The organism is Segatella sp., assembly GCF_977051555.1.
The window spans coordinates 1-26125 of the sequence record NZ_CDRSSE010000023.1; the positions used below are offsets into that span (position 1 = coordinate 1).

At 45.8% G+C, this 26125-nt stretch carries 23 protein-coding genes; 4 read left to right on the forward strand and 19 right to left on the reverse strand.

Features of this window, described 5'->3' with window-relative positions; all coding sequences use genetic code 11:
* Positions 1-828: 828 nt before the first annotated feature.
* The gene (locus ACWJAO_RS07080) at positions 829-3093 is read right to left on the reverse strand and encodes a glycoside hydrolase family 3 C-terminal domain-containing protein (RefSeq protein WP_449139744.1); all 2265 of its coding nucleotides are present in this window, start codon (positions 3091-3093) and stop codon (positions 829-831) included.
* Between the two features lie 418 nt (positions 3094-3511).
* Here ACWJAO_RS07080 and ACWJAO_RS07085 point away from each other — a divergent pair, with 418 nt between their 5' ends.
* Positions 3512-4405 carry a DMT family transporter gene (locus ACWJAO_RS07085; RefSeq protein ID WP_449139745.1) on the forward strand — a complete coding sequence of 298 codons (894 nt, stop codon included), beginning with the start codon at positions 3512-3514 and terminating at the stop codon, positions 4403-4405.
* A gap of 33 nt (positions 4406-4438) precedes the next feature.
* Here the strand turns inward: ACWJAO_RS07085 and ACWJAO_RS07090 are convergent, their stop codons facing one another.
* From ACWJAO_RS07090 to crcB, 9 genes are all read right to left on the reverse strand, one after another.
* Positions 4439-5761 carry a DUF4861 domain-containing protein gene (locus tag ACWJAO_RS07090; RefSeq protein ID WP_449139746.1) on the reverse strand — a complete coding sequence of 441 codons (1323 nt, stop codon included), beginning with the start codon at positions 5759-5761 and terminating at the stop codon, positions 4439-4441.
* 120 nt (positions 5762-5881) lie between these two features.
* The gene (locus ACWJAO_RS07095) at positions 5882-6628 is read right to left on the reverse strand and encodes a peptidylprolyl isomerase (RefSeq protein WP_449139747.1); all 747 of its coding nucleotides are present in this window, start codon (positions 6626-6628) and stop codon (positions 5882-5884) included.
* A 129-nt stretch (positions 6629-6757) separates the two neighbouring features.
* Positions 6758-7117: a hypothetical protein gene (locus ACWJAO_RS07100; RefSeq protein WP_118190275.1), complete on the reverse strand. Its 360-nt coding sequence runs from the start codon at positions 7115-7117 to the stop codon at positions 6758-6760.
* Positions 7118-7306: 189 nt separating this feature from the next.
* The gene (locus ACWJAO_RS07105; protein WP_337503137.1) at positions 7307-8161 is read right to left on the reverse strand and encodes an HAD family hydrolase; all 855 of its coding nucleotides are present in this window, start codon (positions 8159-8161) and stop codon (positions 7307-7309) included.
* 201 nt (positions 8162-8362) lie between these two features.
* A complete protein-coding gene (gene dnaK, locus ACWJAO_RS07110; protein ID WP_449139748.1) occupies positions 8363-10267 on the reverse strand; it encodes a molecular chaperone DnaK in 1905 nt (634 codons plus the stop codon).
* Between the two features lie 329 nt (positions 10268-10596).
* Positions 10597-11628 carry a recombinase RecA gene (recA, locus tag ACWJAO_RS07115; RefSeq protein ID WP_022120294.1) on the reverse strand — a complete coding sequence of 344 codons (1032 nt, stop codon included), beginning with the start codon at positions 11626-11628 and terminating at the stop codon, positions 10597-10599.
* 18 nt (positions 11629-11646) lie between these two features.
* Positions 11647-12888, reverse strand: coding sequence for a saccharopine dehydrogenase family protein (locus tag ACWJAO_RS07120; protein WP_449139749.1), 1242 nt, complete (start codon positions 12886-12888; stop codon positions 11647-11649).
* Between the two features lie 30 nt (positions 12889-12918).
* Positions 12919-13527, reverse strand: coding sequence for a DUF6621 family protein (locus ACWJAO_RS07125; protein ID WP_449139750.1), 609 nt, complete (start codon positions 13525-13527; stop codon positions 12919-12921).
* Between the two features lie 223 nt (positions 13528-13750).
* A complete protein-coding gene (gene crcB, locus ACWJAO_RS07130) occupies positions 13751-14131 on the reverse strand; it encodes a fluoride efflux transporter CrcB (protein ID WP_449139751.1) in 381 nt (126 codons plus the stop codon).
* Between the two features lie 203 nt (positions 14132-14334).
* Between crcB and ACWJAO_RS07135 the strand changes: the two genes are divergently transcribed.
* Positions 14335-14958 (forward strand): vWA domain-containing protein, encoded by a 624-nt coding sequence (locus ACWJAO_RS07135; RefSeq protein WP_449139752.1) that lies wholly within the window; start codon positions 14335-14337, stop codon positions 14956-14958.
* Between the two features lie 958 nt (positions 14959-15916).
* Here ACWJAO_RS07135 and ACWJAO_RS07140 read toward each other — a convergent pair.
* The 7 genes from ACWJAO_RS07140 to ACWJAO_RS07170 all read right to left on the reverse strand — a co-directional run bounded on the left by ACWJAO_RS07140 (position 15917) and on the right by ACWJAO_RS07170 (position 21261).
* The gene (locus ACWJAO_RS07140) at positions 15917-16732 is read right to left on the reverse strand and encodes a putative polyvalent protein kinase domain-containing protein (RefSeq protein WP_449139753.1); all 816 of its coding nucleotides are present in this window, start codon (positions 16730-16732) and stop codon (positions 15917-15919) included.
* Between the two features lie 64 nt (positions 16733-16796).
* Positions 16797-17654, reverse strand: a complete 858-nt coding sequence (locus ACWJAO_RS07145) for an ADP-ribosylglycohydrolase family protein (protein WP_449139754.1) — start codon at positions 17652-17654, stop codon at positions 16797-16799.
* Between the two features lie 23 nt (positions 17655-17677).
* On the reverse strand, positions 17678-18076 hold the full coding sequence (locus ACWJAO_RS07150; RefSeq protein WP_449139755.1) for an A1S_2505 family phage non-structural protein: 399 nt from the start codon (positions 18074-18076) through the stop codon (positions 17678-17680).
* 22 nt (positions 18077-18098) lie between these two features.
* Positions 18099-18248 (reverse strand): hypothetical protein, encoded by a 150-nt coding sequence (locus tag ACWJAO_RS07155; RefSeq protein ID WP_449139756.1) that lies wholly within the window; start codon positions 18246-18248, stop codon positions 18099-18101.
* A gap of 183 nt (positions 18249-18431) precedes the next feature.
* A complete protein-coding gene (locus ACWJAO_RS07160; RefSeq protein ID WP_449139757.1) occupies positions 18432-19580 on the reverse strand; it encodes a DUF3810 domain-containing protein in 1149 nt (382 codons plus the stop codon).
* 494 nt (positions 19581-20074) lie between these two features.
* Positions 20075-20776, reverse strand: coding sequence for a M15 family metallopeptidase (locus ACWJAO_RS07165; RefSeq protein ID WP_449139758.1), 702 nt, complete (start codon positions 20774-20776; stop codon positions 20075-20077).
* 8 nt (positions 20777-20784) lie between these two features.
* The gene (locus ACWJAO_RS07170) at positions 20785-21261 is read right to left on the reverse strand and encodes an Lrp/AsnC family transcriptional regulator (RefSeq protein WP_317604285.1); all 477 of its coding nucleotides are present in this window, start codon (positions 21259-21261) and stop codon (positions 20785-20787) included.
* Positions 21262-21487: 226 nt separating this feature from the next.
* Between ACWJAO_RS07170 and ACWJAO_RS07175 the strand changes: the two genes are divergently transcribed.
* Complete coding sequence (locus ACWJAO_RS07175; protein ID WP_449139759.1) at positions 21488-22618, forward strand: 5-methyltetrahydropteroyltriglutamate--homocysteine S-methyltransferase; 1131 nt, start codon at positions 21488-21490, stop codon at positions 22616-22618.
* A 154-nt stretch (positions 22619-22772) separates the two neighbouring features.
* Positions 22773-23237: a transcription elongation factor GreA gene (greA, locus tag ACWJAO_RS07180; protein ID WP_089544955.1), complete on the forward strand. Its 465-nt coding sequence runs from the start codon at positions 22773-22775 to the stop codon at positions 23235-23237.
* A gap of 69 nt (positions 23238-23306) precedes the next feature.
* On the opposite strand, the gene ACWJAO_RS07185 is transcribed toward greA, so the two are convergent.
* Entirely contained in the window at positions 23307-25229 is a 1923-nt protein-coding gene (locus ACWJAO_RS07185; RefSeq protein ID WP_449139760.1) for a MutS-related protein, read from the reverse strand.
* Positions 25230-25409: 180 nt separating this feature from the next.
* Complete coding sequence (locus tag ACWJAO_RS07190; protein ID WP_449139761.1) at positions 25410-26075, reverse strand: hypothetical protein; 666 nt, start codon at positions 26073-26075, stop codon at positions 25410-25412.
* Positions 26076-26125 lie beyond the last annotated feature (50 nt).

The following is a 26125-nucleotide window of genomic DNA, read 5'->3' on the forward strand; positions in this document are numbered from 1 at the left end:
AGCAAGTTGTGCGCCCTTACGTTCGGGCTACGCCCTCTCTACAGGGCGCACAACTCTATCTGCTTGCAAAGGTAATCATTTTCCATCAGTTTTCCACCTTTCTGTGTCTACTTTTTGAGGGGCAGCAGATCAGCTGAAATCTTGTTACTTGAAATGATGTGTCAAGTTTTTTTGTGTGGGAGAACTTGCGCAAATTCAGGAGTAAATGCTCCAGGTACCCATGCGCCCTGTTTTAGGGCGTCATGTGGGTTAACTAACGGATAATCAACGTGTTGGTTGTTTTTTTGGAAAGAATAAATTCTTCGGTACCCATGTACCGTGTTTTACGGTTTTATGTGGGTTAACTATCAGATAATCAGGTGGTTGGTTGCTTTCTGGGAAGGGTAAATGCTTCGGGGTACCCATACATCGTGTTTCGCGATGTATGGGTAGTCATCTGATAATCAAAATATTGATGTTTGTGTATCCCTGTTTCTGCGAACTTGATGATGGATGATAGGCGATAGAAATCGCATAATAGTTTGACGTTGTGTTTTACAACGTCAAGTGGGTTAACTATCCGATAATCAGTATGTTAGTTGTTTGTAGAAGATGAGTGAATGCTTCGGGTACCCATACGCTGTGTTTTACAGCGTCAAGTGGATTAATCTTCTGATAATCAAGATATTGATATTTTTGAATATCCCGGTTTTTACTAGTTTGTCAATGGATGAGAAGTGAGGGGAAAAACAATAAAAGTTTGTTACGGCGTTTCACCGTAACAAACTTTTATGTGTGTATATATTATTTTTTCCGTCTGTTCAATTTCTCATCATCGGATCATTCTTTTTAAAAGAGCTCGAAGGCTTTCTTGAGCTTCAGGTTATCGGCTGCATTACCAACAAGAGCCTCAAACTTTCCGGCTTCAGCCTTCCAGGATGAAGATGCCTCATCGTAGAAACTGAGGGCCTCTTTGCTGATGGTGATGCTGATATCCTTGCTCTCGCCTGGCTGGAGATAAACCTTCTGGAATCCCTTCAGCTCCTTCTGAGGGCGGTCTACTGATGACTTGACGTCGTGGATATAGAGCTGAACCGTCTCTGATCCGGCACGCTTTCCGGTATTCTTTACGTTTACGGTAAAGGTGATTGTACCATCCTGCTTCATCTGCGCCTTGTCGCTGCGGAGATTAGAGATGACAAACTGGGTGTAGCTCAAGCCGTGACCGAATGCGAAGGTTGGCTTGATGCGCTCCTTATCGGTCCAGCGGTAACCTACATAGATGCCTTCCTTATATTCCTCATCAATGATGTTGCCCTTCGTGCTGGCTCCACCTTCCTGACGCCAGGTTCCCGGATAGGTATTGAGAGCATGAGCACCAACTTCCTTCAGCGAATTGACCCATGTAAACGGCAACTTGCCGCTAGGGTTGGCATCGCCTGTAAGAATGCTTGCCAGGGCTTCGCCGCTCTCCGAACCGATGAACCAGCCCTGTACGATGCCGGCAACCTTAGCCTTCCAAGGCATCGCTACCGCATTGCCCGAGATGTTGACATAAACGAAGTTTCTGTTTGCCTTAGCCAAAGCCTCGATCAGCTTATCCTGATTGTATGGCAATTCATATTGCTTGCGGTCGTGACCCTCGCAGTCCTGGAAATCGCTCTTGTTCAAGCCGCCAAACATGATGACATAGTCGGCTGTCTTGGCTTTCTCTACGGCTTCGGCTATCAGTTCAGCCTCGCTGCGCTTATCTTCCAGGTTCTGACCGGTTGTAACACCATTATAGTTGCCCGTTACATCGCCCACATAGCCGCGGGCATAATCTACCTCGATGCCGTCCTTGCCCAGGCGCGTCTTCAAACCTTCGAGAGGCGAAATCTCGCGCTGTACCTTGAGCGAAGAAGAGCCTCCGCCTACGGTCATCATCTTGATGGCATTCTCGCCTACTACCAGCACGCGCTTAGCCTTCTGGGTGTTGATAGGGAGCACATTGTTCCTGTTCTGGAGCAATACGATGCCTTCCTCAGCAATCTGTCTGGCAGCTGCATAATGGCTCTCTGAGCAGAGGAAACCATGAGGGCGGTTCGGATTCATCGTGGTGCGATAGAAGAGGCGCAATACGCGGCGCACCTTATCGTCCAGCTCCTTCTGGGTGAACTTGCCTTCCTGTATGGTCTTCATGTAAGGCATGGAGAGATAATAGTTGTCGTAGGCGTTGGTAGCGCCCATCGTAAGACCGTCTGTCCAGGTGCCGAACTCCATGTCGAGTCCGTTCTTTACAGACTGCTCCAGGTCGTGAGCACCGCCCCAGTCGCTTACCACGACACCATCATACTTCCAGTCGCCCTTCAGAATCTTGTTCAGGGTCCACTGGTTGTGGCAGTTGTGCTCATTCTTATATAGGTTGTAGGCTCCCATGATGCCCCATGTCTTACCCTTCTCAACAGCCGCCTTGAAGGCAGGGAGATAGATTTCGTGGAGGGCACGGTCGCTTACGATTACGTTGACCTGATGGCGGTATTCCTCGTCGTTGTTCAGGCAATAATGCTTTACGCAGGCTGATACGCCCTTAGACTGCAATCCCTGGATATACGGCACTACCATGATGCTCGCCAGGAACGGATCTTCGCCCATATACTCGAAGTTACGGCCGTTGAGAGGCGTGCGGTAGATGTTGACGCCAGGACCCAGAATCATGTCCTTGCCGCGATACAGGGCTTCTTCGCCCAATGCTTCGCCATAGATGCGGCTCATCTGCGGATTCCATGATGCGGCAAGACAGGTGAGGGCAGGGAAGGCTACGCAGGAGTCGTTGGTCTGACCTGCCTGTTCCCATTCATCCCACAATACGTCAGGACGCACTCCGTGAGGTCCGTCATCCGTCCAGAAGTCAGGAAATCCCAAGCGTGGTACACCGGCTGATGAAAACTTGCTCTGAGCATGGATAATGCGTATCTTCTCTGCCAGCGTCATACGGGAGATGGCATCATCGATGCGCTGCTCTACCGGCTTGGTCTGGTCGAGATAGACTGGCAATTGTCTGGTAGTCTGCTGTGCCTGCGATGGAGCGATGGCTGCCACAGACAAGACACATGATAAAATGAACTGTTTCATAAGTTATGAATATTTATTATGGTTTGTTTATTCTTGCAGTTGTTGTTGTTGTTGTTATGCACAACGCCTCTCACGTTTTTTTGTGCGTTTAGGCGTATATGCTCATTCATCTGCAAAATTACTAAATAAATAATGAAAAAATGATGGGTGATAAGTGAAAAGTGGATGGGTGTAGAAATGGGACTTTCGTAAGGTGATGATAATTAGCAAGATAAACGATATATGGAGAAATTGAAAAGTGGCAGAGTGTGAACACTGAAAAATACTGAAATGGCGTATTGAAGGGTAATTGATGGTAAGAGTGGGATTCCAATTTCGCTTTTTTTATTGTCTTTTTCTGCATTTCTTGCTTACAATTTGCTCATTTCGAATAAAAGTTATAATTTTGCAGTTGAATTTCAAAAAACAGAAAAATTGAATGAGACAGAATAATAATTTATTATATCATCTTGTGGCTTTTATCACCGTAGCCATCTGGGGAACCACCTTTGTTTCTACCAAGGTGCTGATGCTGAACGGACTTTCGCCAGCACAGATCTTTACGCTCCGCTTCAGTATCGCATATATCATGATGCTGCTGGTAAATCATAAGAGGATGTTTGCTGATAGCTGGAAGGATGAGTTTAAAATGGCGATGCTGGGCATTACGGGCGGTTCGCTCTATTTCCTGAGCGAGAACGAGGCGATGAATTATACCACGACAACCAATACTTCGCTCATCGTATGTTCCTGTCCGCTTTTTGCTACCTTGCTGGTTCGTCTGGTTTATCGCCATTCTTCGCGCATCAACATGGTACAGCTGTTGGGCTCTCTGCTTGCTTTTGTAGGTATGATTATCGTGGTGCTGAATGGCAGATTCGTGCTGCATCTGTCGCCTGTAGGTGATGCTTTGGCTTTTACGGCATGTATGTGTTGGGCAGTCTATTCGCTCCTGATGAAATCGGTATCGGGCGATTATGGCGCAGCTTTTATTACGCGCAAGGTCTTCTTCTATGGTGTGCTTACCATCTTGCCTTATTATCTTATCATCCCTGGCTGGCCGGCATGGGATGTGTTTACGAAGCCTCAGGTGGTGGGTAATCTCTTGTTTCTGGGCTGTTTGGCATCCATGATATGTTTCCTTACCTGGAACTGGTGTATCTCTAAGCTGGGTGCCGTGAAAGCTACCAACTGGGTTTATTTCAATCCTATCACCACTATGATTTTCGCCTCTCTGGTATTGGATGAAAAGATAACTCCTTACTTTCTGGCAGGTGCCTGCTGCATCCTGGCAGGTATGTATATTGCGGATAGAATGACGAAGTCGGAATAAAAAATGACGAAGTCGGAATAAAAAAAGTTTCCTCTATTTCGAGGAAACTTTAAGTGGGTTTCTTAGTGCACCGAGGTAGTCTTTGATGCGAATCTGCCATTCTGCATAGCTTCTCACGTCATATTTACTCCAGGCTGCACCAAAATAGTAGCTGTATTTTTCGCCGTTTTTCAAGCCTCTCTTCAAACCGAGCGCATGACCGGTAGCACCATCGTGCTTCTCATCGAAGAGCTGGTAGTAGGTATTGTCAACACCATAAGGGAAGAGAACGCCTACGTAAACCTGCGAATTGTTTACTTCGATATTGTCTGTTGGGTCAGCATAACTTACATAATCCTTGGCGAAAGTCTTGGTTTCGGTATCCTCTTCATGGATAGGGAAACCGGTAGCAAAATCGGTAGGGGTAGTCAGTCCGTCATACCATACAGTCATCTTGTTGAAATTGCTGCCCTTGTCGAGCGAGATGATACGGTGTTCTACCACATTCTTCATATCGCCTACGGTAGATGGATTGTAAGTCAATTCTACGGTAAAGCGGAGAGGACCATTGTTCAGAATCTTATAATCCTTAAAGCAGTAAGGCAATACCTGATTCTTGCCAACCATCAGACTAGGAGCGCCCAAACCGAGTGTGGCACCTACACGATACGGATCCAGTCCGTTTCCATGATCCAGATGGAAGGAGGTGGTGATATCCAGTTCACGAGATTCTGCCCACAGAGCCTTAGCCTGTTCTGCAAGTTTGGCAGCTTTCGCCTTATTCTTTTCGTTTTTAGCCAGTTTCTCAAGTGCTCTTGCCTTTGCGTCTATCTTGTCGCCCTTGGCATTTCCGTCTACCACATCCTTGATGTATCGGTCGTAAACCACGGTATCCGGTGTATTCTTAACCCAGATATCGGTACCGAAAGAACGTTCTCCACTGCGCTGGAGAGCCGGGCCGTAAACGCGATATGCACAACGGTCATTTTCCCAGGCAAGATCGTCTTTGCGTATCTTGTAGAGCGCACCTGTAGCCCAAACTTTCTGTGGATAAGGCTTGCCGATGCTTACATAATAGGTGGCAGAGCCATGCGGACGTACGCTGGCATCAATCAGGAGATTACCGTCATAAGTAATCTGTGAACCAATTTGCTGCCCTTTCTTGTTCTTTACGATGTAAGCTTCGCCTTTTTTAGGTGTAGCATTACCCAATTTTGCCTTTATCTCACTCATGCTGAGGGAGATGAGCTCAGTGCGCTGTGCTGCTGTAGGATTGCTTACTGTGATGGTAGCTTGTTGTGCATAGCTGTAGTTAGAACTTGCCAATGCTAAGAGCATTATGAGGCTCTTTACCATTTTGCTTTTCATTTTTTCCATATTGATTTGTCTTTTTGTGTAATACGAATGAATAGTTGTTATTACTTATATAATTTTTATTTAGGTTTTTATTAGGCGTTCCGCCGGCTTTATTGTCCGGCGGAGCGTTATATGAATTTCTTATTCTTCGATGACTGAAATCTGCATAGAAACATCCTCTTTTGGGCGATCGCCACGCAATGTTTCGCAGTTCTGAATCTTTTCTACGATGTCAAGTCCTTCCTCCACTTCACCGAAAACGGTGTATTGGTTATCGAGGAAAGGTGTTCCGCCTACTTCGGTGTAAGCCTTCTGCTGCTCTTCTGTAAACTTAGGATAGCCCTGCTCCTTGCAGCGCTTCTTGGTTTCATCCACCAGTTCGTCCTGGAGTTTCATCAGGCCTTCACGGTCGCGGTTGCGACGGAAGTTCATGATTTCTTCATGATGTTCTTTGGCAAGCTGGTTGAAGATGTTCTGCTCCATCTGCATGCCCATCTGCTTCTCCATCTGCTTCAGTTCATTCTGCTTGTAGGTCTTTCCCCATACAATATAGAACTGGCTACCGCTGCTCTCGCGTTCTGGGTTTACCTCATCTCCCAGACGGGCTGCGCTCAAGGCACCACGCTTGTGGAAGAGTTGTGGATAAACGAACTCGGCAGGGATGGTATAGTCAGGACCACCTGTGCCCAGCATCTTTCCTTTAGGAGCGCCCTTGCTGTCAGGATCGCCGCCTTGAATCATAAAATCCTTGATGACACGATGGAAGAGAGTGCCGTCAAAATATCCCTCCTTCGCCAACTTGATGAAGTTGTCGCGATGTTGAGGTGTCTCGTCGTAGAGGCGCACCTTGATATCGCCCTCTGATGTCTTAATCAATACTTTAGCCATAATAATTTAATTAAATGTTAAGTGTTAAATGTTGAGTGTTGAGTGTTGAATGTTGAATTAGGCTAGCGCCATTGAGTCCGTTAGGCAATTCAACATTCAACATTCAACACTTATATTCAGCATTCAACATTATTTATAATACTCATTCCACTCCTTCATAGCCTCCTGCCAGTCGGTCTGTTCACCGCTGGCTACGGCTTCTTTCTGTCTCTCTGCCTCGTCGCGAGCCTTGTCTCGGGCACGTTTTGCCTTCATTGCTTCGATGGTGGCATCGTCGAGAATCTGGATGGCGCCACGCTTGATGGCAGCCTGCAGTTCTTCTTCGCCGAAAGCCTTGCCAGGCTCATTGAAGTCTGAGATATTAAATTCATAATCCACACGAAGGTCGTGGCGTATCATTTTCTGTTGTAAACGGTTGCCTGCGTTCTTGAGGCGCAGCAACTTGCCGATTTCCTTGATTTCTCCTGCTGAGTATTTGTTTCTTCCCATTAATATGATTTGATATTATTATTTCTGCGTGCAAAATTAAGCATAATCCTCGACAAAACCAAGAAAAGTTTCAAGGAATTCACAAAAGAATCCTTTTACCCCTTTCCTTTTTTGCTCTTTTTGTCCTTTTTTCTTTTTACCCTTTTGCTCTTTTTACTTTTTTACCCTTTTACCTTTTTTACCTTTAAATCACTTCCATGCCTTCTTCTGGTTCAGCTCTATCAGACGGTCGAATTCAAAGTCGGCTTTGATTTTATCCAATATTCTCTTTACAATGATATTCATCACGCTTCCTTTGCTGTAGTTGGCAGAGCACATGAAGTTTACCCGTCCCTCCTTGACAAGCTGGCAGGCTGTTTTCTGTTTATCTTCGTTATCATATACCGCAATCGAGTGGCCGCCATGTTCCTTAACCATCTTCATGCAAGGCACATCGGTTTCTCCATCTCCGAAGTATATCATTCGGGGAAAAGGGATAGGGCGCTTTTCGTCGGGGATATACTGGTTCACTCTTCTGTTGTCGCTCACCTGTTTGATGCCCTTGTTGATTTTGAAGAGGAATTGCGTCTTGGTGGTATAGTCTACGGCTACGGCAGGCCAATAGGCGATTCCCTCCTTGTCGTAGAGAAAGGAGCAGGCATAGATGTTCTCAAATTCGTGGGCGATAGGTGTGCCCTCTATCATCTCCTTCAATCCCGAGGAGTTGATGTAGTGCTTTACGTCCAGTCCGATGCTGTTGCCATATTCATTCACGAGCGAAAACCATTGTCTTACGCCGCGGAACAGTTCTACATCCTTTCCGAATTTCTGAAAAGATTCCCGGGTGAGCGAGATATTGTTCTTCTTGGCTTCGTCGAGCATCAGATACATATAGGTTAAAATGCCATTGGCATCCTTACCTTCTGCAAACTTTCTGTTTTTCTCCCAGAACTCGTCTTTTGTCTTACCGGTTGCCTGTATGAATCCAAACTCCTGCATATTGCCCGGCGACAGTGTGCCGTCGAAATCATAAACCAGCGCTACCTGTGGTCTCTTCTTTGCCATATCTCGTTCTCCTTTCTTTTATATTTACCCTAAACTATCTATCTCTTTTCGGGCGATGTTCTTTCTCCCTTAATTTGCAAATATACATAATTTTCAGCGAATTAGCAAACTATTGGGATATAAAAAATCATAATGAAACAAAAAAGGCGTACAAAACTCATTTCTGAGCATTGTACGCCTTTATTATTATGTTAGTTAAAATTATTTAACTTCCTCGAAATCAGCGTCTTGTACGTCCTGAGTGCCATCATTGCCGCCCTGTGCCTGCTGACCGCCCTGTGCACCCTGAGGACCTGCCTGCTGGCCGCCCTGATACATCTGCTGAGAAGCAGCCTGCATTACGGTGTTCAAGTTGTTCATAGCTGAATCGATAGCTGCAGCATCACCTGCCTTGTGAGCATCCTTCAACTGCTGCAAAGCCTGCTCGATACCTGGCTTCTTGTCAGCTGGAATCTTGTCACCGTTATCCTTCAGGAAGTTCTCGGTGGTGAAGATCATGCTGTCAGCCTGGTTCATCTTGTCAATCTTCTCGCGCTCAGCCTTATCAGCAGCAGCGTTCTGCTCTGCCTCAGCCTTCATGCGGTTGATCTCATCCTCGCTCAAGCCAGATGAAGCCTCGATGCGGATGCTCTGCTCCTTACCGGTAGCCTTATCCTTAGCTGATACGTTCAAGATACCGTTGGCATCGATATCGAAGGTAACCTCAATCTGAGGAACACCACGGCGAGCTGGAGCGATACCTGTCAGGTTGAACTGACCGATACTCTTGTTCTGAGCTGCCATTGGACGCTCACCCTGCAATACGTGGATGGTAACCTCTGTCTGGTTATCAGCTGCTGTAGAGAATACCTCGCTCTTCTTGCAAGGGATAGTTGTATTGGCATCGATGAGCTTAGTCATCACACCACCCATTGTCTCGATACCGAGAGTCAATGGAGTAACGTCGAGCAATACGATGTCACCAACACCCTCTTCCTTGTTCAGAATGGCACCCTGGATAGCTGCACCTACTGCAACAACCTCATCAGGGTTAACGCCCTTAGAAGGCTCCTTGCCGAAGTAGTTCTTAACGAGTGTCTGAACGGCTGGGATACGGCTTGAACCACCAACCAGGATAACCTCGTCGATATCTGATGTGGAGAGCTTAGCGTCACGAACGGCATTCTGGCAAGGTACCAAGCAAGCCTGAATCAGGTTGTGAGCCAACTGCTCGAACTGTGCACGAGTCAAAGTCTTAACCAAGTGCTTTGGCATACCGTCAACGGCTGTGATGTAAGGCAAGTTGATTTCTGTAGATGTAGAGCTAGACAACTCAATCTTAGCCTTCTCAGCTGCCTCCTTCAAACGCTGCATAGCCATAGGATCCTTGCGGAGATCTACGCCTTCCTCAGCCTTGAAACCATCAGCCAACCAGTTGATGATTACCTGGTCGAAGTCATCACCACCGAGGTGAGTATCACCATTGGTAGAAAGAACCTCGAATACACCGCCACCGAACTCAAGGATAGAGATATCGAATGTACCACCACCAAGGTCGAATACGGCAATCTTCATATCCTTGTTAGCCTTGTCAACACCGTAAGCCAAAGCTGCGGCTGTAGGCTCATTTACGATACGCTGAACGTTCAAACCTGCAATCTGACCAGCCTCCTTAGTAGCCTGACGCTGTGAGTCAGAGAAGTAAGCAGGAACTGTGATGACAGCATCTGTAACCTCCTGTCCGAGATAATCCTCTGCAGTCTTCTTCATCTTCTGGAGAACCATTGCAGAAATCTCCTGTGGAGTATATTTACGACCCTCGATTTCAACACGTGGATAACCACCCTCGTTTACTACTGTGTAAGGCATTGCCTCAGCCTCTTTCTGGCTCTGAGCGTATGTCTCACCCATGAAACGCTTGATAGAATATACGGTGTTCTTAGGGTTTGTGATGGCCTGACGCTTAGCAGGATCACCTACCTTGCGGTCACCATCCTTAACGAAACCTACTACTGATGGAGTAGTACGCTTACCTTCACTATTAGCGATTACAACTGGTTCGCTACCTTCGAAAACGGCAACACAACTGTTTGTGGTACCCAAGTCAATTCCAATTACTTTTCCCATAATTATATCTTTTTTTATTTTTATCGTTATTAATATGTTATTTATCTCATGAACTGCTGACTGTTGGAAGTCTGCCGAAGATATGCATCTGTCGGGAACCTCTGTATTCAGCGTTCACGCTTTCCACCATAACAAAGCATGTGCCAAGGGATTGTAAGACTGAAAGTGGCTGACAAGGTGTCAGATAATGCTGACAAAATAAAAGGAATCAAGATAGAGGAGGCGATAAAATGTCGCATTCTCCCTATCTTGATTCCTTTAGTTTATTGAGAATTTATTCTTCCTGATAAAGTCCCTATATATAATAAGGTGTAAAACCTTATCTTACTTTATTTCTGCTCTTTGGCAGCGAGTGCTTCGCGAACCTTAGCCTCCAATTCATCGAGAAGTTCAGGGTTATCCTTGAGCAATGCCTTGCAGGCATCGGCACCCTGTCCGAGTTTAGAACCGCCATAGCTATACCAGCTGCCGCTCTTTTCGATGATATCGTTGGCTACAGCCAGACCGAATACTTCGCCGGCACGGCTGATGCCTTCGCCAAACATGATATCGAATTCAGCCTTGCGGAAAGGAGGAGCTACCTTGTTCTTTACTACCTTTACGCGAACCAGGTTACCTACCACCTCATCGCCATCCTTGATGGCTGTTGCCTTGCGGATATCCAAACGCACTGATGCATAGAACTTCAAGGCATTACCGCCGGTGGTTGTCTCTGGGTTACCGAACATAACACCTATCTTCTCGCGCAACTGGTTGATGAAGATGCAGGTAGTGTTGGTCTTGCTGATGGTAGAAGTGAGCTTGCGGAGAGCCTGACTCATCAATCGGGCCTGAAGACCAACCACATTGTCACCCATATCGCCTTCGATTTCCTTCTTAGGAGTCAAGGCGGCAACAGAGTCAACAACTACGATGTCTACAGCAGCAGAACTGATCAGCTGGTCTGCAATCTGCAACGCCTGCTCACCATTATCTGGTTGTGAAATCCACAAGTTATCAACATCAACGCCCAATTTAGCCGCATAGAAACGGTCGAAAGCGTGCTCAGCATCAATGAAAGCAGCGATACCGCCAGCCTTCTGAGCCTCTGCGATGGCATGGATAGCCAATGTTGTCTTACCGGAAGATTCCGGACCGTAAATCTCGATGATACGTCCCTTAGGATAACCGCCTACGCCCAGTGCATTGTCGAGAGCGATACTACCTGTAGGGATAACTTCGATATTCTCAACGTGCTCATCGCCGAGTTTCATGATAGAGCCCTTACCGAAGTCCTTTTCTATCTTTGCCATGGCTGCCTGAAGGGCTTTCAGTTTGCCTTCATTGGGATTCAATTTTCCCTCTTGCATTTCTTTTGCCATATCTTATTTAGTTTAAAATTAATCAATTTCCAAATCGCCATCAAACATCTCGTGCCATGGCAGTCCCTGCTTGTTCAACTGCTCCATGAATGGATCTGGGTCGAACTCCTCAACGTTCCATACGCCTGGTTTCTTCCAGATGCCTTTGAGGAACATCATGGCACCAATCATGGCTGGCACACCAGTGGTGTAGCTAACGCCCTGCATACCGGTTTCGTTGTAAGCCTCCTGGTGCTTGCAGTTGTTGTATACGTAGTAGGTACGCTCCTTGCCATCTTTCTTGCCACGGATGCGGCAACCGATAGATGTCTCGCCATCGTAGTTCTCGCCGAGATCCTGTGGGTTCGGCAATACGGCCTTGAGGAACTGCAATGGAACAATCTTCACCTTGGCTGTCTTGCCGGAGCCGTCTGCCAATGGAGCCTCGTATTCGATTTCGTCGATGCGGCTCATGCCGAGGTTCTGGATGCAGTCGAGGTAGGTGAGATACTGCTGACCGAAGGTCATCCAGAAGCGTGCCTCCTTGATGGTAGGGTAGTTCTTTACCAGACTCTCCAACTCCTCGTGGTGCATCAGATAGCTCTCGCGAGGACCGATGTTAGGGTAGGTGAGTGGCTTGTGGATAGAGAGAGGGTCGGTTTCAATCCATTCGCCATCCTTGTACCAGAGTCCTTTCTGGGTAATCTCGCGGATATTGATTTCTGGGTTGAAGTTGGTTGCGAAAGCCTTGTGGTGGTTACCGGCGTTGCAATCCACGATGTCGAGCACCTCAATCTCATCGAAGTGATGCTTGGCTGCATAGGCGGTGAAGATACCGGATACACCTGGGTCGAAACCGCAACCGAGGATAGCGCAGAGACCAGCCTGCTCGAACTTATCCTTGTATGCCCACTGACATGAATATTCGAAGTGAGCCTCGTCCTTAGGCTCATAATTAGCTGTATCCATGTAGTTGCAACCACAAGCCAGACAGGCATCCATGATGGTGAGGTCCTGGTAAGGCAAAGCGAGGTTGATGACGAGCTCAGGCTTATAGCTATTGAAGAGAGCCTTCAACTGCTCAACGTCGTCGGCATCCACCTCAGCTGTCTGAATATCCATCTTGTAGCCCTTGGCGTGGATATCCTTAACCAGCTTGTCGCATTTTTCCTTGCGACGGCTAGCAATCATAAACTCGGTGAAAACGTCCTGGTTCTGGACGATCTTGAAGGCAGCCACGGTAGCCACGCCACCTGCGCCAATCATAAGTACTCTACTCATTTTTTATCTTTAATGTTAAGTGTTTAATGTTTACTTTATCTCATTTGCCGAAATCCCCAGGGCATTCATGAGCGAATAACCGAGAATCTCCTGTCGGAAGTTTCCGCCTGGCATAGGTTGCATGGCAAAGAGGGTGATGCGCTTGTCATCGTCATCTACCTTGCGAAGTATCTCGCGGAGCCGGTCGTAAGCATCTCCTGCCTCAGAATTTGGGATGATCATCACTCGTTTCACTTCCTTGGCGTTGCATACGGTGCGTGCCACATCTACAAGGAAATCATCCTTGCCAACCATCTTTTCCTCTGTAGGATATGAAGAGATGATGAATTCTCCGAGCTTATCATCCTTGAAAGCCTGAGCGTTCAGATCCTTCTCATAGTTGGCTGGGCGGAAGTTTTTCATCGCCATCGACTGTTTGTCGTGGATAAGCACAACCTGTGTTTCGTGCGCGCCCTCTCTCAGACCTCCGTCAAGGGCAATGCAGACTGCCCATTGTGCCATATCGGCTGGTTGAATGCGACGGTTAATCATTCGTTCGAAGTTGACTATCAGGTCGAAAGCCACTCGGTCGATATAATCGGCGTCAGCGATGATTACATTCTCGCTCCATTTTATATTGTTTGTATCTAATGAATTCATTGGTGCAAAAATTAGGCAAACGAGCATGATGAAAGTTTGCTTTCAAATTGTCGAATGCAGATTATTTCTGCAAATTTACGAATAAATTTCGTAATTAAGGCATTTTGAAAATATAAAATAATAAAAAAGATAGTATTTTCATCATTTCTTCATCTGATGGAATACTATCTTCTGTATTTTATGCGATAATCCTGGGCTTCTTCCTTCTATCCTCCGAAGTTTCTCATGCAATCATTTTCGCCAGATAGTGTCCGGCGAGAACGGCGATAAGTCCCAGTGCCAGACTTCCGAAGAGATAGAGCATCATATAGAGATAATTCTCTTCCTTCATCAGTCCTGCCCCCTCGTTCATAAAGGTAGAGAAGGTTGTGAATCCTCCGCAGAACCCCGTGGTGAGCAGCAGTTTGGCAGATGGTGACATCCATCCCCCTTCCCGCCAGTTCAATCCCGATAGGAACCCGATGATGAGGCATCCCAACACATTCACCGCCATTGTTCCGAAAGGAAAGGCTATCACCGCGCAGGATTGCACCATCTTTGAAATCCAATATCTCATGCCGCCTCCGAAGAAACTGCCGATGCTTACTATTAATATTTCTTTCATCTCCTTATATAATATATGTATAATAATTTGTTGCAAAAGTACGGGTTTTATTTCTACTGGCAAAAATATTTTTGGAAAAAAGATAATCCTCTGCTTAATTTTCTACTCTATTCTTTCTTTTAAGGGATAAATAGAAGCAGGGAATAGTTCTTCTTGCTTATAAAATTATGTTGAACAATTAAAATAAATAGGAGAAACAAGTTATGAAACGAGTATTCAATCTTTTGGTAGTAGATGAGAGTGGCAGCATGAGTATTATCGAGCGCCAGGCACTAGTGGGTATCAACGAGACCCTGACCACGATTCAGAAAATGCAGAAGACGCATAAGGACATGGAACAGCGGGTTACGCTCATCATCTTCGACAGCACCCACAAGAATCTGTTCTATGATAATGTGTCTGCTCATCATGCTAAACCTTTGAAGTCAAGGGATTACACCCCATGTGGCGGCACCCCTCTTTATGATGCCATCGGTATGGGCATCGCCAAGATTAACGCTCTGACCACCGAGGATGACAGCGTATTGGTAACCATCATTACGGATGGTGAGGAGAATTGCAGCGAGGAGTATAATCTGAAGATGATCAAGAATCTCATCGAGAAGTTGAAGAAGCAGAACTGGACCTTTACCTTCATCGGCACCGATGATCTTAATGTGGAGAATATAGCTCTGGATATGGGCATCGACAATCACCTCCAGTTCTCAGAAGATGAGGCTGGCACCAAGGCGATGTTTGCAAGAGAAAACAGAGCCCGAGAGCGCTATAACAAGTGCCGTGCGATGGATTGCGTGATGGAAGCCGGTAGCTATTTTGAGGAGAAATAAGAGAAACCTCAGTATGAGCAGAGAATTACCTGCAAGCGAGTAAACTAAATTATAATATGAAGGGGTGTCATAAGGCTATGGCGCACTCTTTTTTTTGCAACAGATGGAATATTGAAAAGGATTAGTGCTTTCCTATCTGCTGTATTATAATTGTTTTTCTTTCACAGAATTGCCATATTGCCATACTGCTCTGTAACTATCTGATTATAAGAATATATTGGCATGGTAATAGCTTTTTGAATTGCCATAATCTGCCATATATTGCCATGAAATCAGCGAAATATAGGTGTTTTAGAGGAATTTTGGGGCTAAAAATAAGAAAGCATTGAACAAAAAGACCTTTTCCCCGGTTCAATGCTGGGCGTTTTCAATCGCTTTTTTGCAATTTTGACTGACGACGTAGAAGAAATTATGTCCCGACGTAGCATCTGATACGTCCCGACGTAATAATGGATACGTCCCGACGTACAGTCTGCTACATCCCGACGCAGTTTCCAAGACGTTCTGCCTATTCTCAAGTAAGGCTTTTACGTAAGGTTCAAGTGAAGTCTCATTTAAACGTTGTGTAAGTTCTAATCAGACATAACGTGATTTAAGTTGTATATGTATGTTTTGTGATGATGATTTTGGGTTTGTTAGCGGATAGATAGGGTTAATTTAGCAGAATGAGTTGGTTCTACTGGATGACGGAGTCGGCTCAATGGAGTGAAGGAGTCAACTCTATAGGTTGATGCAAGCGTCTTTGCGAGTTGAAAGACATTACTCCTCGGGTTCCAGGAGATACCTTCTCAGAAGTTGCCACTAGGCTCAGCAGGTCTGCCGAGCCTAGTCGGCAGGTCTGCTGACTGCAGTCAGCAGCTTTGCTGAGCCTAGTGGCAACACTTTTTTTCTTATCGATATCAATCCTCTTTTCTTGAATTCTTCAATCATTGCCTATATAGCTGTTCTACCCATGTCTTTATTCTTTTATAAATTCAACTTCTGTTGTTAAAGTTCGTGTGCCACCAGCCTTTAGTTCTGGTGTGTTTATTCGGATGTCGCAATCTATGACATAAACCACTCCATCAATGCCACGAAAAACATTCTCGTTGTGCATATCACTTAGGTATATAGCAGGTGTGGAGTATGTCCAATTTCTAGGATTCACCAGTTTAAATCCAATACGTTCCGTATACTCTTCAATATCTTCTTCGGTCATTTGGCTACCTTGAAAGAAAGTTTGGGTAACAATAATCATAAAGTCGCCCATAGAGTTTCTACCGAATCCCAATACAAACATCTTGGTTTGTTCAAAGTAAGCATTGTGTAACGAAATTCTGTCTAAAGCAAAAATTGGCTGTATGAAATAATCAAGGCCGATTACTTTTAGTACAGAATTACCGTTATCATATACAATAGCTTCACCGCCTTGCGCTAATTTATCGCCCAAGGTTTGGTTGTAGACGCTAGTGTCATCTACCCAGCATCCTGCTTTTTTAGCCCAACTTTCTATGCGTTTTTCTTGGATCTTTCCAAGTTGCTGCTCTCTTTTGAAACTGTGTTCTGGCGCAGTGAGTTGATCTGTGCCAACTTCTGCTCCCGCGAGTAAGGATGCAATAACATGTATTGTTCCCCCTTTAACGCAGCCAAGCTGCTCTGACGGTGAAAATCGTTTATATAAGATTTTTCCAGTACTGAATTGCTCTGCATAATCATCTAATTTTGCTAGACCTTCAGATGTAAATCCTTCATTGATTATGTCGCTGATGGACATCCAAAAATCATGATTCGTCATAAATTATATTGTTTGATAAATTCTATTGGTGGCAAAGTTATAGTTTTTCTTCGATAACACCAAATTATTTGGGCTTTATTTCGTATTTACCAGCAAATTGTTTCAATACATCTTGCATCTCATCCGGCAGATAAGTGATAACCTTGTCTTTCATTTCTTGCGGAATACCGAATCGGGCCTCGGCGATGGAGCCGACGATGGCTCCGATAGTATCGCTATCGCCGCCATGAGATATGGCTAGGCGGATGGCATCCTCGAAGGATGAGGCCTGCGAGAGGAGATAGAAAGATAATGGCACGGCATCCATGCAGGTTTCATTGAACTTGCCTTTCGGATAATCCCGTGTATCGAAATCATCGTAATAGCTGCGAGCGATATCCTTGAAGGCTTTCATTGCCTCATCATTAGATTCTTTAGATTTCATTGCCTCATCATCAGATTCTTTAGATTTCTCATCCTTGCGCTCCGTAGATTCCTCTGGGAATCTGCTCTTGCGGAAATGCCAGATGGCATGAGCCACGGCTTTGGCTCCCTTGATTCCTTCGGGATGGTTATGAGTAGGAAGAGCCGTTTTCTCTGCCTCTTCCAAAACCTGTGACAGGTCATCGAATAGCCAAGCCACTGGTGATACTCGTATCGCCGAACCATTGCCAAAGCTATTATATGGCTGCGGATTAAGAGAACGAATCCACCCCGCGAATCTGCCGCCATACGCTCCTTTTGGAGAAGGATAGCGGCGGCACCAGTCCAGTAGGCTTTCCTGATAGCTTCGCCCATTCAGTATTGCATCGACTATCGCCACCGTGCAAATCGTGTCGTCGGTGAAGTCGCTGCCTTCACCGAACATCTCGAAATCATAATCAAACGTATTGTTGAACTCGTATTTCGAGCCAGCAATATCTCCTATAATTGCTCCTAACATAAGCTACTAATTCTCTATAACATTTACTCTATCACCTCCCAGAAGCTCTCCGGCAGGCTGATGTTCTTCAGCTCCTTTGCACTCTCAAACAATGGGGCAATGTCTTCGGCCTCGAAACCGGCGATGCCGCAACCTATTGGAGTTACCAGAAAATGAAGTTCTTGATGATGCTTGGCGTAGGCGATGAAATCATCCACGTATGGACGGATGGTTTCCACGCCGCCCTGCATCGTAGGGATGGCGTAACTCTGGCCTTGCAAGCCTACACCCTTCCCCATGATGGCACCGAAATGGAGGCGGGCAATACGGGCAGCTCCACCACCATGCATGCCAGCCAGATTGCTGCCAAACACAAAAATCTCGTTCTCCTTTAATGAATCAATCCAGCGCGGAGTGATTCTTCCCTTCTTCTTATCTTCCATATTGCTATTATTAAATATGTTATTATCTGCAGCCGCTTTCTCGCAGTACATTCTCGAAGACATCATTCTCGGCATCGGCATCCTTGAACCCCTGCAGAATCTCATCATCCGATAAGCTTTCCAATGCCTTCTTTGAAAAATCAGTTTCTGAAAAATCTTTTTCTTTCTTCATATCGATATATCTTTTTGATAACCGCAATTCGTTTGCAAATATATACTTTTTCTTTGAGAAACAGGAGATTTTGCTCCTTTTTTCTCCTCTCTATATATTAAAAGAAGAAAGAAGGGGAGAAATTAAGCTGGCATCGAAAAAAATATGCGAAAACTTTTAAAAAGGCTGGCGTGCGAGGGCATACTAGCCTTTTTTTTCTTCCCAAGCCAGAATCAGACCGATGACGCCGGCATAGCTCTTTCTGCCGCCTTCTACATGGTTGCCTCTCAGATAGAGTTCGAAGAAGAAATCCTGGGCGGCATCCAGTGCCTTGCATCTTTTGCCCTGCCAGTATTGGCGGTCGCTTTTCAGCAGTCTGATTATCTCAGGACGGATATGTTTCAGAAATTTCTCACCTTCCTTTTCGCCGAGAATATCGAATACATTATATAATACATGGGGCAGAATATGGTAATATCCGCTGAATCTTACCTGCTTATCTGCCGATGCCGTACAAACGAGATAACTGTAGAAATTAGCCTCTCCTTCGTTGGCAACACCCAGGAAATGAGCGAATTCATGGGCGTAGGTAGCCGGATAATCATGAGCCAGGATATCGCCGTTCAGCGTAAATTCACAGAAGAACGGACCCATGCTGCCGGTTACACCCGACATCGAACTGAGGGGCGTAAACACCATCGTCTTGGCATGAGGATGCTGGTTGAAAGGTGGATTAATGCCCTCATGATATCCTATCTTGTTATATTCTTTCAGAACCGCATCCCGCACCCGATTCTTCAATTTATCATCCACGATACTGTCAGTTTTTTCACTCTTCCCTCTTCGTTCTTCACTTAAATAGTTGAGGCTGTCGGCATACTGGTAGGCAAATTTCCTGAACTTCTCTTTCGAAACCTCAGCTGGCTGCATACTTACTCTGTAATAGATAACGGGCTGCGAATAGTTCAGTCCCCAAGCTGCATAAAACCATACGTATACCCACAGCAGATATTCTATCACCCTTCCGAAAACCGCCTTTTTCTTCGGATAGCCGCCGCTCTTAGCAGCAAGAAAGATGAACCGTCTGGCGAGTTTCTTCCGTAATCCAATCTCGTAGATAGGATAGAGGATGACCCAGGCGATGCTGAGAGCGATGAAAATATCGCCCACGGCAAAAGGGAAGATGCCCGAGATTGGCGAGAGAAGGCTGCCGATAACCGGATAAACACGGTAGGTGTAGATGACTCCCCAGAGAGGTATCATCTTGGTAAGGGTGACGAGGATGAGCAACAGCAGCAGTATCCCATGGCGCCACTTCATTCTGTCGAGTCGTAAAGTATCTAATATCTTCATCTTGTTTCTTGTTTTTTATCTTGTATTGTCTCTTGAACAGCGCTATTTTTGCACTTTTTGCCCCTGATGTGCAGAGATGGTGCAAAAATACAAAAGTTTTCTGAATTATTGACAGGCTATGTTTGTTTTTTTAGTAATTTTGCCATATTAAAAGTTGAACTTAATAAATAGAGGAGGAATTATCATGAAACAGACCCTGGAATCATTCGAGGCTATGAACCTTGAATATGAGAACCTCTATAATGAGGACGATGAACGTAGAGAATATAATTCTGTTTGGTACAGCTAATAACAATGTATTTTAAAAAGGCTGTAGCAGGATTGTTAAATTTGTATTACATATAAAAAAAAGATCATTCGGATAATGAAAGACTATGCCATAGTTACTAAAGAAATGATGTAACATAGGCATAGTCTTTTTTCATGTCCTTTCCTTGCAGGCTGTCCGTTCCTTGCAGGCTGTCCTTTCCTTCAAACAGTCTTTTCCTGCAGAACTATTTTTCGAAGTGCTGGTAATCTTTGCTGTGTTTCCAGTCGCCTCCCCATCTGAATCCCTTCGCCTTGAAAAGCCGGTAGCAGAGGTCGCCTTTCTTAATCATATAAACATGGTTCTTGTTGCGGTCCAGATAAGGGCGGGCGGTGGCTGGCTCTACCACTTCCTTGCCGTTCTTCAGCCGTTTGTGGTAAGGATTGTAGAGGGTGTTGATGTCTACGGCAAGTCCCCTTCCGTGCTTCGATACCGTATGGGTATGCGAGATGAAGCGGAAGTTGAAGCTGGAGGAGTTGTTGGCTCTCATCGCCCTTTCGTCGTCGGCATCCCAATAGTCGATGAGTCTCATCCGCTCTATCGGATATTTTGCCTCGTAGAGCTTCTTCAGAATGTCGAGCACATCTACCGCTATCGCCCTGTTCACCACCATTTCTCCTACGATGTTCCTGCCGTCCTTGTCTACGTGCAGGCATCTCAGATATCGCAGCTCACTTCTTGCCACGGTACAGTTCTTCTTGTATGTCTTGCCCTGCATCAGACGGAAGATGTCATCAGGAATAGTGGAGATGGAGAAGAAATGCTTCTCTCCCAGTTTTCTGATGGTTTGTTCGCTGACGGTTTCTCCCGGCTTCTGTGCCTTGGATGGAAGGCAGAAAAGCATGGAGATAAACAGGCATATTATTAAAATCCTTTTTGCTGTCATCATGCACCTCCTTATTTTGCTACGGGAATATAATGCGAATCCTTGATTTCACCTATCACGATGATGCTGTGCAGACTTCCTATGCAGTCGATGTTTCCCAGCGTGTTGAGCATGAAGTCCTGATAGGCTTTCATATCGCGGGCATATACCTTAATCTGGAAATCGTAATCGCCGGTGGTGTTGTAGCACTCCGTTATCTGGTCGATGGTCTGCACGGTATCCATGAATTGCTGAATCAGGTCGTGGGTATGCTGTTTCAGACGGATATTGCAGAGTACGATGACGTTGTGGCCCATCTTGTGATGGTCTACGATGGCTCCGTATCGCTGGATGTATCCCTCACGCTCCAGCCGTTTCTGCCGTTCGAAGGTGGGAGAAGGGGAGAGGTTGACTCTTGCGGCAAGTTCCTTCACGGTGAGTCGGGAGTTCTGCTGCAGTAACCTGAGTATCTTGATGTCTGTTTCATCGAGTTTTTCTTCTGTTGCCATAGTTTCTTTGTTTCTGTTTTTACTGATTCTTACAGAATAATATTCTGCTGATTTACTTAATTCGCTGCAAAGATAGCATATTTTTCTGAATTACGGAGAATATTTGGCAAATAAAATTCTTCTTCTTACCTTTGCACTCGCAATTCCGGATGCAGAGAGCCGTTTATCATCAGATAATGGAACAATAAGAGTCATTCATCATTTAAAAATATAGGAGATAAAAATAATGAGCAACGTAAGAAATATACATTTTGAGGCAGTGGGCAGCTATTTGCGCCCTGCAGAGTTGAAGGAAGCTAGAGCGAAGTTTGCTGATGGCAAGATTTCTGCCACCGACCTCCGTGCCGTAGAAGACCGTCTGATTACTGAGGTCGTCAGTCAGCAGAAGGCGCATCGCCTGCCTTATATCACCGATGGCGAGTTCCGCCGCAGCTATTGGCATCTCGACTTTATGTGGGGATTCAATGGCGTGGAGCATATCGAACTGGAGCATGGCTACCAGTTTCATGGCGAGGAGACAACCAAGGGCTCTATCCAACTTACCGGCAAGATTACCGGCGAGAATCATCCTTTTATCAAGGATTTCCTGTTCGTAAAGCAGTTTGAGGAGCAGGATGCCAAGGGCGAGTATATCTTCGAGGCAAAGCAGACGGTTCCGGCTCCTGCACAGTTTCTTGCCGAACTGTTCCGTGGCAAGAATGCCGAGAATACCCGTAAGTTCTATCCTAACACCACCCAACTGATAGAGGATATTGCCCAGGCCTACTGCACTTTCTTCCAGGAGATTTATGCAGCCGGTTGCCGCACCATCCAGTTGGATGACTGCACCTGGGGAATGATTGTAGATAGTGATTATTGGAAGGCTAAGGTGGGCACCGGGTTTACCCTTGAGCAGGAAGCCCTGCAATATCTGAAGGTGAACAATCTTGCCATCGAGGGCAAACCGGAGGGATTGACCATCAATACCCACGTATGCCGTGGCAATTATCATTCCTGTTATGCCACCAAGGGTGCTTATGATGCCGTGGCTCCTTATCTCTTTGCCCATGAGGATGTGGATACCTTCTATCTGGAGTATGACGATGAGCGTTCGGGTGGTTTCGAACCATTGAAGTATGTGGCTGATGGCAAGAAGGTGGTGCTGGGTCTGGTAACCTCCAAATCTCCGGTGCTGGAGGATAAGGCTACGGTTATCGCCCGCATTCACGAGGCTGCCAAGTATATCCCTCTCGATCGCTTGAGCCTCAGTCCTCAATGCGGCTTCGCCTCTTGCGAGATTGGTAATAAGCTGACCGATGCAGAGCAATGGGCAAAAATAGATTTGGTGAGAGAGATTTCTGAGGAAGTTTGGGGATAATGATATAAAAGAGAAGATGTAGCGTCTGTCATGGCAGCACATCTTCTCTTTTTTTATTTACTTTTTTATCAAAAATGTTTGGTGTTTTCATGAATTACTAGTAACTTTGCACCCCGAAAATTAAAAACATCATTCATTAAGATTATCAGAGAAAATGGAATATATGTCTCAGGAAGGCTACGATGAGCTCGTGGCCGAACTTCAACACATGGTTAACGTAGAGTTGCCAGCCGTTCGCGATGCGATAGCTGAAGCCCGCGATAAGGGCGACCTCAGTGAGAACTTTGAGTATCATGCTGCCAAGCGTGAGCAGGGCAAGCTGTTGAGCCGCATCAGCTTCAAGCAGAAGGTTTTGGAGAATGCCCGTGTCATCGACAAGTCTCGATTGAAGAGCGATACCGTTGGCTTGTTGAGTAAGATTAAGATTACCAATCTCGCCAACAAGTGCAGCATGAGCTATGTTATCGTAAATCCTCACGAGGCTGATTTGCATAGTGGCAAGATTTCTATCAAGTCGCCTATCGCCAAGGCCCTTCTGGGTAAGAAGGCTGGTGATGAGGTAATGGTAAAGGTACCAGCCGGCTTGCTCAAATTCCGCCTGGATAGCGTTGAGTTATAATGTATTCTTTTAAAGGAAAACTCCCGATAATTTGAAACTGATCAAATTATCGGGAGTTCCCTTTTTATTCTAATATTTCTCCAGAATCTTATTCAGTAAGAAGGTGGCATTCTGGTTTCTTGCCACACCCTTCTGAATCTTATAAGTATAGGTAACATCCGTGCCCAAATCTATCTCGAAACAATAGTTATGGAATTTTCCTGATGCATCATTCTCCATCTTGGAGAGTTCCAGATCGTGGGTAGCGATGATGCCGCTCACCGGCTGCTTGGAGATGGCTTCGAGGAACTTTCTCGAACCATTCAGCTTATCCAATGAATTCGTTCCCTTCAGAATCTCATCCAGGATAATCAGCGTTCGGAGTGGCTCCTTATTGCCCTCTATACATCCTTTGCAGAACTCTCCCTCTGCACTTTCCCTGCAGAACTTCAGAAGCTCCTCCAATCTTATCAATTCTGCATTGAAATAAGAGATGCCATGCGTCAGGTCATCGGTGGTTCTCATACTAGAGAATAATCTGAAACGGGAAATCTTCAGCTGATCTGCAAACACCGGCATACCTGCCATCGCCAGGATATAGTTCACGCCCAGCGAACGCAGGAAGGTACTCTTTCCCGCCATGTTGGCTCCGGTAATGATATAATAGTTGTCATCCTTGATGTTGAAATCATTCTTCACCGCCTTGGCACCCAGGAAAGGATGATAGAGATTCTTTCCCTCGAATACGATTTCCGGACTTTCCGAAACAAATTCCGCCTCTTCCGCCTCCGGATGATTATATCTGAAATCCGCCATCGAAACCATCGCATCCATCTCGCTGATGATATGCATCCATTCCTCCATCTTCACCATATAGGTATTCTTCCATTTCAGAAAACTGCGAACCAGGAAGAAATCGCTCAGCATGAAGGCATCTGTGAAGAAAAGACCGAGGAAGTTGCCTCTTCTGTCATACCCCTTCAATATCTTTTCCAGTTGGGCAAAGGAAGGCAGGGCATCTGCCAGGGAATTCTGCATCTCCTTGCCCAATTCGCTATGAAAATTGCGCCTGTTGATAAGCTGGAGAATCTGGGCATAGGCGATGAGCTGATAGCGAAGCTTGCCGCCATTGCTGTCTATCTTATCAAGTGTCTGCTTGCAGACGAAGAATACCACCATGTATTGAACCAACACCCACCACAAGGCGAAATCCACCGAAACCATATTGCATATCGACAAAATCACGGAACCGATGACTCCGATAATCAGCAGCCATCCGATAACGAGCGATACCGGCGAACCAAACCATCCCGGCACCTCCATCTTCGAAACCTTCTGCATCGCATCCACCACCGCAGCAGAATCAATCTTCTTCATCTTGCCATCAGCAGTTAGGCTTCTGTTCTTTTCGCCAAGTGCCAGGAATTCCATTCGCCAGTTTTCACCTTCTCCAGCGAGTTCTTCTCCAGCAGGTTCCTTTTCTGCAATTTCTTCTCCAGCGAGTTCCTTCTGCAAATCCCTTCTTCTTTTGATATCCTCCAAGCTCAAAGGCGTTTCCCGGGTAAGATTCCTGGCGAGCACCTCCGAACCGCCCGATGTGATGGTTCGGCAGATGCGGTTGAACAGCGAACTCTTGCCGAAGACATCGAGGTCGAAGGAATAAGAATGCTGCGGATTCTGATAGGAATCGCCCGTTTCGAAAGGCGAGAAATCGCCCTCCAAAGCCTTGATTTCGTCCTGATAAACCTTGAGCAAAGCCGAAAGATGCTCTATCTTCTCCTTGTTCTTATCGTCAAGTCGTCTGATTCCCAGATAGGCAATCAGACACAGCGCCGCCCCCATCAGATAGTTCTGTGTATCCCCATCCAATGCGAAATAGCAGACCAGGAAGGCGAGGATGCCGCCAAAAGCCAGCAGCTCGCCCGTTATAAATCCCGTATTCTTATGCTTCAGGGCAGCTACCTCAGAAGCATATCGGCCTACATGTTGTTGATAATTCTCCTTGATATTCATACTTTTTCTTTATTTATGCCTGTAAAACTTCTCACCGATGTACGGCTCATGATATTTTCAAAAATCTGATTCTTTTCCTTCATTTTGTAGCATTTCTGATTTTTTCTCTTGCGGCATTATTTATCAAAAAACGCCGCATATTTTGCGGCAAAGATACGAAAAAAACGCCGCATCACCAAATTATTTCGTTTTTATCGCCCGATACATCATGTAGTAGGCGTATATATAAGCTGATGTCGTTGTTATCATACTGATGATGTTCACGCAGGTGAAGGCTGCCTGTTGGGTGTTGCCTGCCAGATAAAACACTGCCGCAGGGAGGAGATTCGAGCATAGCAGCCATGCGATGAAAACCAGGACAAGGGCTATGCCCAGTTTGCGCATGTTGCCCCTGTGCTTGCTGCACAGATGGCAGCCGGCTACCAGGGAGGCGATGACGGAAATCAGGCCCATCGTGCTTTCTGTCCAGGTGAGTATGCTCGCCATCAGGGTAATCTGTCCGTTTTGCATCATCGTTACGAGATGAAGATTGAAGCATTGACCCAGGATGAATGAGAGCGCATAGTAAAGCACCATCACCTCGCTGCAGCGTCGTAGCAATTTTACGCCTGCCGGTAGCGTGTAGCGGAATATTCCCCATAAAGCTATAGGGGCGAGCTGCAAGACCAGTTGCTTGATGGTAACCAGAATGGGACTTATTGGAATCAGGATGGGACTTATTCTGAAGGATAAGCCCGCTTGTCCGCAAACAGAAAATGCCAGCGAAAACAAAGCGAAAATGCAATATGCATACATGGCATATTGTGCAATGCGATTTATATTTATAGAATAACTTTTTCTTTCCATAATTCTACGTTTGATGATTTTATAAACAGCTTATCTTGCATAAAGCCATT

Coding starts and splice junctions, on each gene's coding strand:
- ACWJAO_RS07080 (WP_449139744.1), bottom strand. CDS start 3,093: ATGAAACAGTTCATTTTATCATGTGTCTTGTCTGTGGCAGCCATCGCT.
- ACWJAO_RS07085 (WP_449139745.1), top strand. CDS start 3,512: ATGAGACAGAATAATAATTTATTATATCATCTTGTGGCTTTTATCACC.
- ACWJAO_RS07090 (WP_449139746.1), bottom strand. CDS start 5,761: ATGGAAAAAATGAAAAGCAAAATGGTAAAGAGCCTCATAATGCTCTTA.
- ACWJAO_RS07095 (WP_449139747.1), bottom strand. CDS start 6,628: ATGGCTAAAGTATTGATTAAGACATCAGAGGGCGATATCAAGGTGCGC.
- ACWJAO_RS07100 (WP_118190275.1), bottom strand. CDS start 7,117: ATGGGAAGAAACAAATACTCAGCAGGAGAAATCAAGGAAATCGGCAAG.
- ACWJAO_RS07105 (WP_337503137.1), bottom strand. CDS start 8,161: ATGGCAAAGAAGAGACCACAGGTAGCGCTGGTTTATGATTTCGACGGC.
- dnaK (WP_449139748.1), bottom strand. CDS start 10,267: ATGGGAAAAGTAATTGGAATTGACTTGGGTACCACAAACAGTTGTGTT.
- recA (WP_022120294.1), bottom strand. CDS start 11,628: ATGGCAAAAGAAATGCAAGAGGGAAAATTGAATCCCAATGAAGGCAAA.
- ACWJAO_RS07120 (WP_449139749.1), bottom strand. CDS start 12,888: ATGAGTAGAGTACTTATGATTGGCGCAGGTGGCGTGGCTACCGTGGCT.
- ACWJAO_RS07125 (WP_449139750.1), bottom strand. CDS start 13,527: ATGAATTCATTAGATACAAACAATATAAAATGGAGCGAGAATGTAATC.
- crcB (WP_449139751.1), bottom strand. CDS start 14,131: ATGAAAGAAATATTAATAGTAAGCATCGGCAGTTTCTTCGGAGGCGGC.
- ACWJAO_RS07135 (WP_449139752.1), top strand. CDS start 14,335: ATGAAACGAGTATTCAATCTTTTGGTAGTAGATGAGAGTGGCAGCATG.
- ACWJAO_RS07140 (WP_449139753.1), bottom strand. CDS start 16,732: ATGACGAATCATGATTTTTGGATGTCCATCAGCGACATAATCAATGAA.
- ACWJAO_RS07145 (WP_449139754.1), bottom strand. CDS start 17,654: ATGTTAGGAGCAATTATAGGAGATATTGCTGGCTCGAAATACGAGTTC.
- ACWJAO_RS07150 (WP_449139755.1), bottom strand. CDS start 18,076: ATGGAAGATAAGAAGAAGGGAAGAATCACTCCGCGCTGGATTGATTCA.
- ACWJAO_RS07155 (WP_449139756.1), bottom strand. CDS start 18,248: ATGAAGAAAGAAAAAGATTTTTCAGAAACTGATTTTTCAAAGAAGGCA.
- ACWJAO_RS07160 (WP_449139757.1), bottom strand. CDS start 19,580: ATGAAGATATTAGATACTTTACGACTCGACAGAATGAAGTGGCGCCAT.
- ACWJAO_RS07165 (WP_449139758.1), bottom strand. CDS start 20,776: ATGATGACAGCAAAAAGGATTTTAATAATATGCCTGTTTATCTCCATG.
- ACWJAO_RS07170 (WP_317604285.1), bottom strand. CDS start 21,261: ATGGCAACAGAAGAAAAACTCGATGAAACAGACATCAAGATACTCAGG.
- ACWJAO_RS07175 (WP_449139759.1), top strand. CDS start 21,488: ATGAGCAACGTAAGAAATATACATTTTGAGGCAGTGGGCAGCTATTTG.
- greA (WP_089544955.1), top strand. CDS start 22,773: ATGGAATATATGTCTCAGGAAGGCTACGATGAGCTCGTGGCCGAACTT.
- ACWJAO_RS07185 (WP_449139760.1), bottom strand. CDS start 25,229: ATGAATATCAAGGAGAATTATCAACAACATGTAGGCCGATATGCTTCT.
- ACWJAO_RS07190 (WP_449139761.1), bottom strand. CDS start 26,075: ATGGAAAGAAAAAGTTATTCTATAAATATAAATCGCATTGCACAATAT.